14 protein-coding genes and 1 pseudogene are annotated in these 13,592 nt (G+C 66.2%); 10 read left to right on the top strand and 5 right to left on the bottom strand.

Going from position 1 to position 13,592, the window contains the following annotated elements; all coding sequences use genetic code 11:
* Positions 1-87: 87 nt before the first annotated feature.
* Positions 88-957 (bottom strand): SDR family NAD(P)-dependent oxidoreductase, encoded by an 870-nt coding sequence (locus ACPXCG_RS15425; RefSeq protein WP_425792867.1) that lies wholly within the window; start codon positions 955-957, stop codon positions 88-90.
* Positions 958-1,017: 60 nt separating this feature from the next.
* Here ACPXCG_RS15425 and ACPXCG_RS15420 point away from each other — a divergent pair, with 60 nt between their 5' ends.
* The gene (locus ACPXCG_RS15420; protein ID WP_425792866.1) at positions 1,018-2,274 is read left to right on the top strand and encodes an oxygenase MpaB family protein; all 1,257 of its coding nucleotides are present in this window, start codon (positions 1,018-1,020) and stop codon (positions 2,272-2,274) included.
* Between the two features lie 7 nt (positions 2,275-2,281).
* On the opposite strand, the gene ACPXCG_RS15415 is transcribed toward ACPXCG_RS15420, so the two are convergent.
* Both ACPXCG_RS15415 and ACPXCG_RS15410 read right to left on the bottom strand, forming a co-directional pair.
* Positions 2,282-2,785 (bottom strand): methylated-DNA--[protein]-cysteine S-methyltransferase, encoded by a 504-nt coding sequence (locus ACPXCG_RS15415; protein WP_425792865.1) that lies wholly within the window; start codon positions 2,783-2,785, stop codon positions 2,282-2,284.
* Between the two features lie 142 nt (positions 2,786-2,927).
* Positions 2,928-3,359: a MarR family winged helix-turn-helix transcriptional regulator gene (locus ACPXCG_RS15410; protein WP_425793456.1), complete on the bottom strand. Its 432-nt coding sequence runs from the start codon at positions 3,357-3,359 to the stop codon at positions 2,928-2,930.
* 186 nt (positions 3,360-3,545) lie between these two features.
* Between ACPXCG_RS15410 and ACPXCG_RS15405 the strand changes: the two genes are divergently transcribed.
* The 4 genes from ACPXCG_RS15405 (at position 3,546) to ACPXCG_RS15390 (ending at position 8,066) form a co-directional block, all read left to right on the top strand.
* Positions 3,546-4,295: a DsbA family oxidoreductase gene (locus ACPXCG_RS15405; protein ID WP_425792864.1), complete on the top strand. Its 750-nt coding sequence runs from the start codon at positions 3,546-3,548 to the stop codon at positions 4,293-4,295.
* 156 nt (positions 4,296-4,451) lie between these two features.
* Positions 4,452-6,470 (top strand): OPT family oligopeptide transporter, encoded by a 2,019-nt coding sequence (locus tag ACPXCG_RS15400; protein ID WP_425792863.1) that lies wholly within the window; start codon positions 4,452-4,454, stop codon positions 6,468-6,470.
* A 230-nt stretch (positions 6,471-6,700) separates the two neighbouring features.
* On the top strand, positions 6,701-7,477 hold the full coding sequence (locus tag ACPXCG_RS15395; protein WP_425792862.1) for a crotonase/enoyl-CoA hydratase family protein: 777 nt from the start codon (positions 6,701-6,703) through the stop codon (positions 7,475-7,477).
* 88 nt (positions 7,478-7,565) lie between these two features.
* Positions 7,566-8,066 carry a dihydrofolate reductase family protein gene (locus ACPXCG_RS15390; RefSeq protein ID WP_425792861.1) on the top strand — a complete coding sequence of 167 codons (501 nt, stop codon included), beginning with the start codon at positions 7,566-7,568 and terminating at the stop codon, positions 8,064-8,066.
* Here ACPXCG_RS15390 and ACPXCG_RS15385 read toward each other — a convergent pair.
* Positions 8,063-8,929, bottom strand: a complete 867-nt coding sequence (locus ACPXCG_RS15385) for a ribokinase (protein WP_425792860.1) — start codon at positions 8,927-8,929, stop codon at positions 8,063-8,065. The two genes, ACPXCG_RS15390 and ACPXCG_RS15385, sit on opposite strands and share 4 nt — an antisense overlap.
* A gap of 130 nt (positions 8,930-9,059) precedes the next feature.
* On the opposite strand from ACPXCG_RS15385, the gene ACPXCG_RS15380 reads away from it, so the two are divergent.
* The 5 genes from ACPXCG_RS15380 to pcaC are packed head-to-tail and all read left to right on the top strand — an operon-like array spanning position 9,060 to position 13,220.
* Entirely contained in the window at positions 9,060-10,238 is a 1,179-nt protein-coding gene (locus ACPXCG_RS15380) for a 4-hydroxybenzoate 3-monooxygenase (protein WP_425792859.1), read from the top strand.
* Positions 10,223-11,062 carry a protocatechuate 3,4-dioxygenase subunit beta gene (pcaH, locus tag ACPXCG_RS15375; RefSeq protein WP_425792858.1) on the top strand — a complete coding sequence of 280 codons (840 nt, stop codon included), beginning with the start codon at positions 10,223-10,225 and terminating at the stop codon, positions 11,060-11,062. The genes ACPXCG_RS15380 and pcaH overlap by 16 nt, the downstream gene beginning before the upstream one ends.
* Entirely contained in the window at positions 11,059-11,613 is a 555-nt protein-coding gene (pcaG, locus tag ACPXCG_RS15370) for a protocatechuate 3,4-dioxygenase subunit alpha (protein WP_425792857.1), read from the top strand. Before pcaH ends, pcaG begins: the two co-directional genes overlap by 4 nt.
* A 3-nt stretch (positions 11,614-11,616) precedes the next feature.
* The gene (locus ACPXCG_RS15365; RefSeq protein ID WP_425792856.1) at positions 11,617-12,843 is read left to right on the top strand and encodes a lyase family protein; all 1,227 of its coding nucleotides are present in this window, start codon (positions 11,617-11,619) and stop codon (positions 12,841-12,843) included.
* Positions 12,843-13,220, top strand: coding sequence for a 4-carboxymuconolactone decarboxylase (gene pcaC, locus ACPXCG_RS15360; RefSeq protein ID WP_425792855.1), 378 nt, complete (start codon positions 12,843-12,845; stop codon positions 13,218-13,220). The genes ACPXCG_RS15365 and pcaC overlap by 1 nt, the downstream gene beginning before the upstream one ends.
* Before the next feature lie 21 nt (positions 13,221-13,241).
* Here pcaC and ACPXCG_RS15355 read toward each other — a convergent pair.
* Positions 13,242-13,592: pseudogene (locus ACPXCG_RS15355) on the bottom strand (HNH endonuclease); the annotation flags it as partial.

Raw genomic sequence — 13,592 nt, 5'->3', positions numbered from 1 at the left:
CGAGTAGCGGCGACGAAGGAGCCGCGTATCGAGACCACCCGCCAGACAACACATGCCGCCCGAGCGACGCGGCGCAGGCTCAGCGACTCATAGTGGCCACTTCGCCCCGGTCAATTCCTCGGCTTTCGCCCACAGCCTTCCCGCCACGTCGAAATCGCAGGCAGCCGAAGATCTTCCGAAGAGAACCGGGTCTCCTCGAAGCGCCCAGAGACCATCCACGCCGACATAGCTGCCCGGTGCGATGGGCTCGGTCAGGCAGTACAGGGTGGTCTGTGCACCGGCGTCGACGTCATTGGCGAAGGCGGACGCCGTGCTCTGCACCACCTTGTGCGCGACGCCCAGGCCGGGCTTGTTGGAGATGTTGGATGCGACCCATCCGGGCGTGGTGAGCATCGCGGTGACGGGCGAACGCTCGGCCCGGAGACGTCGATCGAGTTCGAGGCCCCAGAGCATGACCGCCAGCTTCGACCGCGCATAGGCGCGCGGCGGGCTCCATCTGGCGCTGGACAGATCGAGATCGTCGGGATCGAGTGTGGCCCCACGATGCGCGTCGGAGGCCACCGACACGATCTGCCGCTCGATGCGCGGCAACAGGAGATTCGTCAGGGCGAAGGGGCCGAGGAAGTTGGTTCCGATGCCCATCTCGAAGCCGTCGGCGGTCGTCCGGTGCTGATGGGGAAAGACTCCGGCATTGTTGATGAGGTAGTCGATCGGTCCATCGAGGTCGTCGGCGAACGCGCGCACCGATGCCAGATCGGCGAGGTCGAGGGCGGCCACCTCGCACTCACCTCCGAACTCGCGGGCCCGTTGCTCGCCGAGTTCCACGTCGCGCACGGCCAGCACCACACGTAGGCCGGCCCGTGCCAGCGCACGTGCGGTCGCCATTCCCAAACCGTTGGTCGCACCGGTGACGACGACGCGTCGCCCGGCCAGAGTTGTCAGTCGGTCGTCAGCCATGGCCCGAGCCTAGTGGTCGGATGGATTGTCCCGAGTGAGACGAATCGTTAGAATAGTCTCATGTCATCGACGACGCAGACCCCGACGACGCAGACCCCGCCGGCGCTGGTACCGCCGAGGCGGCATCGTTCTGCGGACGCACGCGGACGCCGGATGGGACGCCTCTTGCGGATCTACTGGCGATTGTCGGAGCCGAGCGAGGACGACCTCGAACTCGTCGGCCGGCGCCTGATGATGCGTGACGAGCCCGCAGCCGCGCTGGTCCGGGCGATGCGGCTGCCCAAGGAGGATGCGGCACGCGTGACGATGGCGCAGTTCCAGGCCGCACTCGAGTCGGGTGTCACAGATCAGAGCCCGGAGGCTCTGCGGTCCTTCTTCGCCCTGGTCGAAGACACGCCGGATTGGGTCGATCCCGACCTCTGCGAACGCGGTGCCACTGTCTTCCGACGCTTCGGACAGAACGCCGACGACGTTCTCCTCCAGCTCTCGTTGATCGGTGGATATCGCTTCGGCGGGCCGGTCGACCTCCTCGCGGAGACCGGTGGACTCTCGGGGAGCACCACCAGGCGTCGCCTCGGCGAAACCCAGACCTGGGCGATCGCGGTAGGACAGCGGGATGGGATGGTCCGAGGCGGTGCCGGGTGGAAGCTCACCGTCCACGTTCGGCTGATGCACGCGCTCGTCAACGAAGCCTTCGAACGCAACGGACGATGGGACAGCTCCGAGTGGGGGTTGCCGATCAACCAGACCGACCTCGCATCGACCCTGAATCTGTTCAGCGGCGCGCTGATGATGGGTGTGCGAGCCCTCGGTGTGCCGATCAGCAAGGACGATTCACGCGCGCTGATGCATCTCTGGAAATACGTGGGATGGCTCATCGGCGTGGATGACGACTGGTTGTTCGACGACGAGCGCGACCAACATCAACTGAGCTACGCGATCCTGCTGTCGCAGACCGACGTGACCGACGCCGGTGGGCAGCTCGCTCGGGCGCTCGTCGACGTGCAGGACGAGTTGCACTACCAGTTCGTGCACCGCATCTCCGCCCGCTACACCCGCGAGCGTCTCCTCAGTATGCTGGAAGGTTTCCTCGGGACCGAGAGCATGCGCGATCTGACACTGCCACAACGACTTCCGTGGGCATTCGGCACCGCATGGGTCCGGAACACGATCAATTACCGGCTGATCGGTCCGACGCCCATCGGGGGTCGATATCTGGAATGGCGCGGACAGCGGGCCCGCGATCGCGCCCGTTACCGTCACTTCGGCATCGACGGAGCAGAGATCGGTTCGCTGCCGGTCGACACGCACGGCTGACCGTCGGTCAGAACAACCGGCTCGCCCGCACCTCCGGTGCCTCTTCCAGTTCGAGGAGCCGGCGTTTGCGCTCCAGGCCGCCGGCATATCCGGTCAGCGAGCCGTCGGCGCCGATGACCCGGTGGCATGGGATGAACACGCTGATCGGGTTCTGCCCGAGGGACCGGCCGACGCGTTGCGCCAAGAACTTGTCGCCGAGGCGCACGGCGAGCTCCCCGTAGGTGGTGGTCTGTCCGTACGGGATGTCGTGCAGCAGGGCCCAGACACGTTCAGAGAATTCGTCACCGTCGGCGTGCAACGGCACATCGAAATCGGTCCGGTCGCCGGCGAGGTACTCCTCGAACTGGGTCACCGCTCTGCTCAACACCGGATCGTCGTGCGCGGTGACCCGCTCGCCGAAAGCCGACGTGTCCGCGATCTCGAGGTAGCAGCCGACCAGGACGTCGTCGTCGGCGACGAGGGTCGCGTCACCGAGCGACGTGTCGATCACCGAATGTCGCACCGTGTCCATCGCGCACTCCCTTATCGGGCACTCCCTTATCGCGCACTGCCTAATCGCCTGGTTCCACGGTACGGCGGGGCACTGACATCAGCACTCGTCGGAGACATCAGTGGTCACGTGTGACTCGCACTGTCTGCCGCGTGCGTGGTGGTCAGGTAGTGCTCTCGGCGAGACGTCTGAGCAAGTCGGCCAGCTGTCGGACGTCGTCGGGATCCCATCGGGACAACTGGGCCCGCCACTCCGCGAGGGCAGCGAGGGCCACGTCGTCGAAGCGGGCGTGTCCCTTGTCCGTCATGGCCACCACCCGTGCCCGCGCATCGCCCGGATCGGGATGACGCTCGGCGAGACCCAGGCGTACCACGGAGTCGATCTGTCGTGTCAGGGTCGATTTCTCCAGCCCCAGCTCCGCCAGCAGAGCCGACATCGGGACGGCGTCGTTGCGAGAGAGGAGGACCAGGAGCGGATAACAGGTCGGATCCAGTTTCGGGTGGATCGCGCGCACCCGGTCACGGATCTGGATACGACCACGTCGCCAGATGTCGACGAGTTGGGCCTCCAGGTCGGTGATCGGATCCGGGTCCATGGTGGCAGTCGTACCTTCCCCCTCGGCGCGGTCGGCGAAAGCCGACATGCCTCGACAGAATAGCGAGATGCATGGAAGGGCTGCCGGTGGTCTGCCCGATCCGCGCGGCGGAACATCGCGTGCGCGCGATGTGTTGCAGCGAGGGTATCCGGGGTCAGGAGCCGCGGACGGAGAGGATTGCCTGCCATGACAGTGACGGTTGACATCTGGACCGACATCAACTGTCCCTTCTGCTACCTGGGGAAGCGACGTTTCGAGGCGGCGTTGGGAGAGTTTCCGCAGCGTGACGGCGTCACGGTAGTGCACCGTTCATTCGAGCTCGATCCGACACTGGCGGCCGGAACGAGCGCACCAGTCGTCGAACACATAGCCCAGAAGTACGGGATATCGGTGGAACAGGCGGCCGCGAACGAGCAGGGCATCGCCGCGCAGGCCGACGACCTCGGGCTGGGCTATCGGACGAATGGCCGCGATTTCGGCAGCAGCTTCGACATGCATCGCCTCCTCCATCACGCCCTCGCCCACGGAAGGCAGGAGGCATTGCTCGACGCCTTGTACGAGGCGAATTTCGCCGAGGACGAGCCGTTGTTCGGTGATCACGAGCGATTGGTCGAGATCGCGGTCGGCGCCGGACTCGACGAGGCAGGCGCGCGTGCGGTCGTCGACGACCCGGAGGCCTACGCGGATGCCGTCCGTCGGGACCAGAGCGAGGCTGCTTCGCTCGGCGCGAACGGCGTGCCGTTCTTCGTCTTCGGCGGCAAGTACGCGGTCTCGGGCGCGCAGCCGCCCGAAACCTTCGCCCGGGCATTACAACTGGCCTGGGGCGATCAGCTCGTCCCGGTGGGGGCGGAATCGGCCGATACCTGCGGTCCGGACGGGTGTGCGGTTCCGGACACCGACGCCTCGGCCGCCGATGGATCGCGCTCTGATGACTGAGCGTCTCGTCTGACCCGGTTCCGAATCGGGTAATACGGACCGCGAGAGATTCCGGCGCGTGCGGCGCTGGACGGAATCCCTGCGAATCACCGACCCCCCCTCCTACAGTTGTGTGAGTCCACAACGCCGAACCGGTCGGGTTAAGGGGTCGCCGTCATGTCCACGCCAGGCTCGGTCGTGAAGGGGGCCCCGTCCGCGGGGCTGAAAGAACTCACCATCCGCGGGATCGTCCTCGGTGGTCTGATCACCTTGGTGTTCACCGCGGCCAACGTCTACCTCGGTCTGAAGGTGGGGCTGACGTTCGCCACCGCCATTCCGGCGGCCGTCATCTCGATGAGCCTGCTCCGGTACTTCGCCGATCACTCTGTCGTCGAGAACAACATCGTGCAGACGATCGCGTCGGCCGCGGGAACGCTGTCTGCGATCATCTTTGTCCTGCCCGGACTCATCATGATCGGTTGGTGGACGGGCTTTCCGTACTGGACGACCGTGGCGGTGTGTCTCATCGGCGGCATCCTCGGTGTGATGTATTCGATCCCACTCCGCCGTGCCCTGGTGACGGGATCGGATCTGCCGTATCCGGAGGGAGCAGCCGCGGCCGAGGTCCTGAAAGTCGGGGACACCGCGCAGGGTGCCGAGGAGAATCGGCGCGGCCTCCGGGTGATCGTGGTGGGAAGTGTTGTCTCCGCGGTCTTCTCGTTGCTCACCCAGACCAAACTGATTGCCGGGACGATCACCGGGACCGTCCGGGTCGGTTCGGGCGGAACGATGTTCGGTGCCGGACTGCTGTTCTCGCTGATCGGTGTCGGACATCTGGTCGGCATCACGGTGGGAATCTCGATGCTGATCGGGCTGATCATCTCCTACGGTGTGCTGCTGCCGATCCGGACCTGGGGCGATGTCCCGGCCACCGGTTCCATCGAAGACGTGGTGAGTGATGCCTTCACCAACGACGTGCGGTTCATCGGCGCGGGTGCTATTGCGGTGGCGGCGGTCTGGACGCTGATCAAGATCATCGGGCCGATCGCGCGGGGGATCAAGGATGCGATTGTCTCGACGCGGGCACGGCGTGCCGGCACGACGGTGGATCTCACCGAACAGGACATCCCGGTCACCATCGTCTCCGGTGTCATCCTGGCCGCCCTGATCCCCATCGGGTTCATGCTCTGGGACTTCGCAAGTGGAACGGTGCTGCACGGCAGTGCAGCCGGAATCATCACCGTGAGCATCGTCTTCGTCTTTGTCATCGGCCTCGTCGTCGCGTCTGTCTGCGGGTACATGGCCGGGCTGATCGGATCGTCGAACAGCCCGATCTCCGGGGTCGGGATCGTGGTGGTGCTGGTCGCCGCCGTCCTGATCAAGGTCACCTTCGGGTCGGCCGACGATTCACAATCCACGGCATTGGTCGCCTACACGCTCTTCACCTCGGCCATCGTCTTCGGCGTCGCGACGATCTCCAACGACAATCTGCAGGACCTCAAGACCGGTCAGCTCGTCGGCGCGACACCGTGGAAGCAGCAGGTGGCACTGGTCATCGGCGTGGTGTTCGGTTCCGTGGTCATCCCGCCCGTGCTGCAGCTGATGCAGACGGCGTTCGGTTTCGTCGGGGCGCCGGGAGCGGGTGACGATGCCCTCCCTGCACCGCAGGCCGGGCTGATCTCGTCACTCGCCGAAGGTGTGTTCGGGGGCGATCTCGATTGGGCGCTGATCGGCGTGGGTGCGTTGATCGGGGTGGCGGTCATCGTGGTCGACGAGGTGCTGGGCAAGACCACCACCAGATTGCGGATGCCGCCGCTGGCGGTCGGCATGGGAATGTACCTGCCCATGTCGGTCACCCTGGTCATCCCCATCGGCGCCTTCATCGGTCGTGCCTACAACAAGTGGGCCGAGCGGAGCGGCCGAAATGTCGAGCGCAAGAAGCGCATGGGCGTGCTGCTGGCCACCGGCCTCATCGTCGGTGAGAGCCTGTGGAACGTGGTGTTCGCCGCGATCGTCGCGTCGAGCGGCAACGACGCCGTGCTCAACCTGCCGTTCATCGGTGACGGGTGGGAGACCGGCTCGGAGATCCTCGGCGTCGTGCTGTTCGTCCTGGTGGTCGCCGGGCTGTACAAGTGGACCCAGATCTGGGCGTCGAAGGAGTCGGAGACGGACGCTGCGGAGGATTCGGCGCGGTAGGAGCCCTCTGTCGCCGAACGCTAAGTGGCGGCGCACTCCTCGATCGCCCGACCGAGTATCTCGAGTCCTGATCGTAATTCGCCGGCGATCGAGCGCGCAGGCCCGGTGTGGTCACGAGTGCTCGTCATCGTCCAAAGGTACGTCGCGACCAGGGGAGGCAACTCGGACGACGGCGGCAGACGTCCGTCGTAAGGTGCAGTGAGCGACCCCGATCGAAAGGCGGCACGACCGTGCGCAAACCTCTGGACGTCAGCACCGACGGCGGTGTCTCGGTGTGGACGATCAACCTTCCCGACGTCGGCAACGCCATCACCGGGGTGGATCTGGTCGCCGCATTCGAGGGTGCCGTGGATGAGGCGAACGCCGACACCGATGTTCGTACGGTGATCCTCACCGGTGCGGGCCATATCTTCTCGGCCGGCGGGAATGTCCAGGAGATGGCGGACGAGGAGGGCCTCTTCGGGCTGGGGGGTGCGGATCAACGGTTCGGCTATGCCAACGGGATACAACGGATTCCGAGGGCGATGCTGCGCTGTGAGGTGCCGGTGATCGCCGCGGTCAACGGCCCTGCGGTCGGTGCGGGCTGTGATCTGTCGATGATGTGTGACCTGCGGGTCGCCGCCGAATCCGCCTTCTTCGCCGAGAGTTTCGTCCAGGTCGGCCTCATCCCCGGTGACGGCGGGTCCTGGTTCCTGCAGCGGGCCATCGGTTACGAGCGGGCCGCCGAGATGACGTTCACCGGCGACCGCGTGTATGCCGCGAAGGCACTCGAGTGGGGCATGGTGAGCCGCGTCGTGCCCGACGGTGAACTCATGGACGCAGCAGGGGAATTGGCGGCGCGGATCGCCAAGAATCCGCCGCACGCGCTGCGGATGGCCAAACGCCTACTCGCCGAGTCGCGGACCAACTCGCTCGACACGGTGCTCAATCTGGCGGCGGCGATGCAGCCGCTCGCGCATCAGACGAGCGAGCACAAGGAGCGGGTGGCGCGCTGGTCGAAGCGATGACCCCTTCCGGTTTCGTGTCCGGCGCGCGACAATCGTGAGAACCGACGTCACGACATCCGGATGAGGTAGCGCAGTGATTGTCTACGGCATGAACATCTCGGCCGACGGTTACGTCGTCGACGCCGACGGCAACTTCGACTGGTCCGAACCGGCGGACGACGTGTTCGCGTACTGGGTGGGCGTCCAACAGGAGTCCGCGCTGGACGTCTACGGACGCAATCTGTGGGAGACGATGCAGTACTGGCTGGAGCCCCCAGCGGAGTCGTCGCCTGCCGAACTCGAGTACGCCCACGCCTGGCAGAACACACCGCGACTCGTCGTCTCGAACACGCTCGCGCACGTCGACGGCGCCGACCTGGTACACGACGTCAGCGAGATCCCCGACCGCGACGGCCAGGTACAGATCGGCGGCGCAACACTGGCCGCGTCGATGCTCGACCGTATCGACGAGTTCCGTCCGGTCGTGTACCCGGTGGCGATCGGCGGCGGAGTGCCGTTCTTCCCGTCAGGTGCGCGATTGGATCTCGAGCTGGTGGAGACGCGGCCGTTCGAGTCCGGGCCCGTGCTGTTGCGATACGCGCGTCGCTAGATATCGCGCGGTTGCGCAACGAATTCGGTCGCCGCAGTCGCAGCGAGCGCGGCTGCATCGGCAACCGTCGAGCCCAGTGCGAGGTGTCCGGCCAGGGTCCCCGCGAACAGATCTCCGGCACCGGTGGTGTCGACGGCCCGCACCTGCTCGACATCGATGCGACGGATCCCGTCGGGAGTCGCGACGATGACTCCGTCGCCGCCCAGAGTGATGACCGCCGATCGGGAGTGGACGAGCAGGCGACGGGCGAGGTCGGTGGGATCATCGGCAGGGTCGCCGCCGGCGTAGTACGCGGCCTCTCCCTCGTTGACGATCAACGGGTCCGCGGCGCCGATGACGTGCTCGTCGAGACGGCACACCGGGCTCGGGTTCAGGAGGAACCGACGGTCGTTCGCAGTGGCCCAGGCCGCTACGGAGGCGGTGACGTCGAGCGGCGATTCGAGTTGTGTGAGAACGACCTTCGGCGTCAACTCATCGAGCCCGTGCTCCACATGGCCGGGTGTGAGCGCCGCGTTCGTGCCGGTCAGGACAATGATCCGGTTGTCTCCCCGGTCGTCCACCTCGATGATCGCCCGACCGCTGATGCCGTCGACGTGATGGAGATGGCCGATCTCGACCCCACCGTCATGCTGGTTCGCGACCAGCCGTTGTGCCGCGTCGTCGTTCCCGACCGCGCCGATCAGCGCGGTGCGTGCCACTTCTGCCGCGGCCAGGGCCTGGTTGGCGCCCTTGCCGCCAGGACGCTCGAAGAGCGAGGTGCCCAGGATGGTCTCGCCGGACCGGGGCATTCGACCGACCCGCACGATCACGTCCATGTTCAAGGTCCCGACGACCGCGACGTCGATCTGGGACGAGGATTCCATGGCACCGAGTATCCCCATCTCGTCGCCGGGCTGAACCCAATTTCACTCAGTGAAAGCCACGGGTCGACATTTGTGAGCGCGAACTCATACCGTTCTGGGCATCGCAACAGATCACACGAGCGGAGACCAGATGAGCACTGCGACCACGACCCAGGTGGCCATCGTCGGCGGTGGCCCGGCGGGGCTGATGCTGTCCCATCTGCTGCACGTTGCCGGGATCGAGAGCGTGGTCGTCGACAATCGTACGGTCGAGCAGATCGAGACCACGCACCGTGCGGGCATCCTCGAGCGCGACAGCGTCCGACTGCTCGTCGATTCCGGTGTCTCTGACCGTGTCCTCACCGAGGGACACGAGCACGAGGGGATCTCGCTGAGATTCGGCGGGGTCAGCCACCGTATCGACTTCCAGAAGCTGGCCGGCGCGTCGTGCTGGCTCTACCCGCAGACCCAGGTGTTCGTCGACCTGCATCGCGCACGCACGCGGGACGGCGGCGATCTGCGGTACGGCATCACCGACACCGAGGTCACCGGCGTCCTCGACACCCCAACTGTCCGCTACACCGACGCCGACGGCGGACGGCATGAGATCTCGGCAGACCTCGTCGTCGGTGCCGACGGTTCGCGCAGTATCTGTCGGTCCCTCGTCGCCGACGCCCATCAGTACTACCGTGAGTACCCCTTCGCGTGGTTCGGCGTGATGGTGGAGGCGCCGCCGAGCGCCCCGGAACTCATCTACACCCGCTCGGCCCAGGGCTTCGCGCTGATCAGCCAACGGACCGACACCGTGCAGCGCATGTACTTCCAGTGCGATCCCACCGAGAATCCCGCCGAATGGTCCGATGATCGGATCTGGGAGCAATTGCACACCCGGCTCGCCGGGTCGGACGGATTCCGGTTGAAGGACGGGCCCGTCATCGAGCGAACAGTGCTGCCGTTCCGGAGTTTTGTGCAGTCACCGATGCGCCACGGCAACCTCTTGCTGGCCGGCGACGCGGCACACACGGTGCCCCCGACGGGTGCCAAGGGGCTCAACCTCGCCCTGTCCGATGTCCGGGTGCTGGCCGAGGAGATCGAGCGTGCCGTGCAGAAGGGCGACGACGACGCTCTCGACAACTACACCGACCGCGCTCTGTCGCGGGTGTGGAAAGCCCAGCACTTCTCCTACTGGATGACCACGATGCTCCACAATTCCACGGACGCATCGGAATTCGACGAACAACGCCAACTCGGAGAGCTTCAGTCACTGGTCTCCTCGGAGGCCGGCTCCACCTATCTCGCGGAAGGTTACACAGGATGGCCACACCATTGATCACCGGAGCGGACGAGGAGTCGGAGGTGTTCGACGAGCACGGTCAGATCTCGTCGGACGCCGCGCAGGGTACGCAGCAGCAGATCAGCGACGAGATCGCACGGATCGGTGCGGATTACGCGTCGTCACTGGCAGGGGGCGCGGCGCCGGAGGCCGCTCCCAGGCTGGACTATCCGCCGTACCGGTCGAGCCTGCTGCGCCACCCCACCAAGAACTTTCACCACTCCGACCCGGAGGGCATCGAGCTCTGGTCGCCGGCCTTCGGCCACCGCGACGTCGACCCGCTCGAGGCGGACCTCACCATCGCGCACAACGGCGATCCGATCGGCGAACGCCTCGTGGTGACCGGACGTGTGCTCGACGGTGACGGACGGCCGATCCGTCGCCAGCTCGTCGAGGTCTGGCAGGCCAACGCGGCCGGGCGCTACATCCACAAGCGCGACCAGCATCCCGCTCCGATCGATCCCAATTTCACCGGTGTGGGCCGCTGCCTCACCGACGACGACGGCTGGTACAAGTTCACCACCATCAAACCGGGCCCGTACCCGTGGAAGAACCACCACAACGCCTGGCGCCCGGCCCACATCCACTTCTCGGTGTTCGGTACCGCCTTCACGCAGCGACTGGTCACCCAGATGTACTTTCCGGGCGACCCGCTCTTCGCCTTCGATCCGATCTATCAGGCGGTCGTCGACCAGCAGGCCCGTGACCGGCTCGTCGCGACCTACGACCACGATCTGACCCAGCATGAATGGTCCACCGGATACCGTTGGGACATCGTGCTCACCGGCAGCCGTCAGACCCCGATGGAGGAAGACCAGTGACTCTCGCACCCACGCCGGGCCAGACCGTCGGCCCGTTCTTCCACTACGCTCTGCCGTTCGACGGCGGTGCCGAACTGGTCCCCACCGGCCACCCGAACCGGATTCGGCTGCACGGCAGCGTGTTCGACGGTGCCGGAGATCCGGTGCCGGATGCCCTGATCGAGATCTGGCAGGCCGACGGCTCGGGCAACGTCAGCCAGGAGCCCGGTTCGCTGTGGCGGGACGGGTTCACCTTCACCGGCTTCGGTCGCGTGCAGACGGACCGGACCGGGCATTACACCTTCGCGACGGTTGCCCCCGGTCCGGTGTCGGCGGGTGCCGCGCCGTTCTTCGCGGTCTGTGTCTTCGCGCGCGGCCTGCTCGATCGACTGTTCACGCGGGCCTACCTGCCCGACAGTGCCCGGGCCGTGGCGTCGGACACGCTGCTCACCTCGGTGCCCGAGGAGCGACGGTCGACCCTGATCGCGACCGCCGAGAACAACGGCTACCGCTTCGACATCCATCTACAGGGCGAGGGCGAGACCGTCTTCCTCGATCACGACGGACGATGATCCGTGCCTGATCTCCTCTGGCCCGGCGACCACCACGCCGGTGAGATTCTCACCGACGCAGCAGTTCTCGATGCTTTGCTGCAGGTGGAGTCGGCATGGTCGACGGCGCTCGGCAAGGTCGGGATCGCACCGACGGAGGCCGGCGTGACCGTCGGTGCCCTTCGCGATCTGATCGCCGACGACGACGTCGAGCAGATCGCCGTGGAGGCGGAATCCGGTGGTAATCCGGTGATTCCGCTCGTCCGACGCCTGCGCGACGGGCTCGGTTCGTCGACCGCAGGCACGTGGCTGCATCGTGGTCTCACCAGTCAGGATGTGGTCGACACCGCGCTGATGCTGTGTGTTGCCGACGGATTCGATGCGGTCCTGGTCGAACTGGACGCTCAGGCCGGCACCTTGGTGCGTCTCGCCGGCGATCATCGGCACACCGGGATGGTGGCCCGCACACTCACCCAGCACGCCGTCCCGATGACCTTCGGACTCAAGGCTGCACAATGGTTACACGGGGTGCTCGACGCGCGGGAACAGGTTGCGAGTCTGACATTCCCGGTGCAGATGGGCGGTGCGGCAGGAACATCGGCGGCCGTCGCCGAGCTCTCGGGCCGTGGTGCGGACGCCGGTCCGGTGGCGATGCAGGCCGGTGCGATCGCCGCGGACATCCTCGGCCTCGCCCCGCTGACCCCGTGGCACTCCGTCCGCACCGCGGTCACCCGCAGCGGCGATGCGGCGGTGGGCTGCACCGACGCCTGGGGGCATATCGCCAACGACGTGCTGGCGCTGTCGCGGCCCGAGATCGACGAGCTGTCCGAAGGTTCCGGCGGCTCGTCGTCGACTATGCCGCACAAGGCCAATCCCGTTCTGTCGGTACTCATCCGGCGGGCGGCGCTGAGTGCCCCGATGCTCGGTTCCACTCTCCACCTGGCTGCCGCGGATGCCGCGGAAGAGCGCACCGCGGGCGCGTGGCATGTCGAGTGGGATGCGCTGCGGACATTGGTACGACGGACCGTCGTCGCGGCGCGGCAGACCAGCCTGCTCATCGGCGAACTGGACGTCCGCGGCGATCGGATGCAGGCGAACCTGGCCGGTGCGGGGGCGTCCGTCAGGTCGGAACAGGAATCGATGGCGACGATCGCCGGGCATGCGCCGGGGTCGGAATATCTCGGCGCCACACAGCAATACATCGACGCCCAGCTCGATCGGGCTCGGCGCGTCGCGACGGAAGGGTCTTGATGTCCAAATACGACGATGGGATGGCGGTGCGCCGCGAGGTGCTCGGTGACACGCATGTCGACAAGGCGACCGCGGCGATCACCGACACCACACGCGAATTCCAGGAACTCATCACCGAATACGCGTGGGGGAGTATCTGGACGAGACCGGGACTGGACCGTCGGAGTCGGTCGATGATCACCCTCACCGCACTCATCGCCCGGGGGCACCACGAGGAACTTGCGATGCATCTGCGCGCGGCACTGCGCAACGGGTTGTCGCGCGACGAGATCAAAGAGGTCATTCTGCAGTCGGCGATCTATTGCGGGGTGCCGGACGCGAATACGGCATTCCGGATCGCGGTCGGCGTGTTCGCGGAGGTTGACGCGGCGGGGTGACGCTGTCCGCCATCGCGCCGTTCACGGTCCGTCGGCTTCGCGTCGGCGTCGGTTGCGTTCTCGTTCTTGTTGTCTGCGGGCGTGTTTGGCTGCCACCCGGGTCATCGACCGGGTGGGAGGTGTCGGCGTCTCTCGAGGGGCGTCGGCTTCGCGTGGTGCGGGTGGAGCTTTGAACCGGATGCGGCGTAGACCGGGGAACAGGGGTTCGAGGTTGTCGGCATCGCCGGGGATCACCAGACCTTCGGGCGTGGTGAACTCGGTGCGCAACCGGCCACGTGTGTCGCGGAACTGCTCGTCGAGCCAGTTCCCGAACGTCTTGAGCACATGGGAGAACCGGTCTTTGATGTTCAGATTCTCCGGCACCGTCTGCCC

Source organism: Gordonia sp. DT218, assembly GCF_049847105.1.
Lineage (GTDB): Bacteria > Actinomycetota > Actinomycetes > Mycobacteriales > Mycobacteriaceae > Gordonia.
Note: the sequence above shows the minus strand (reverse complement) of the source record. Positions and strands in the feature narration are given on the sequence as shown.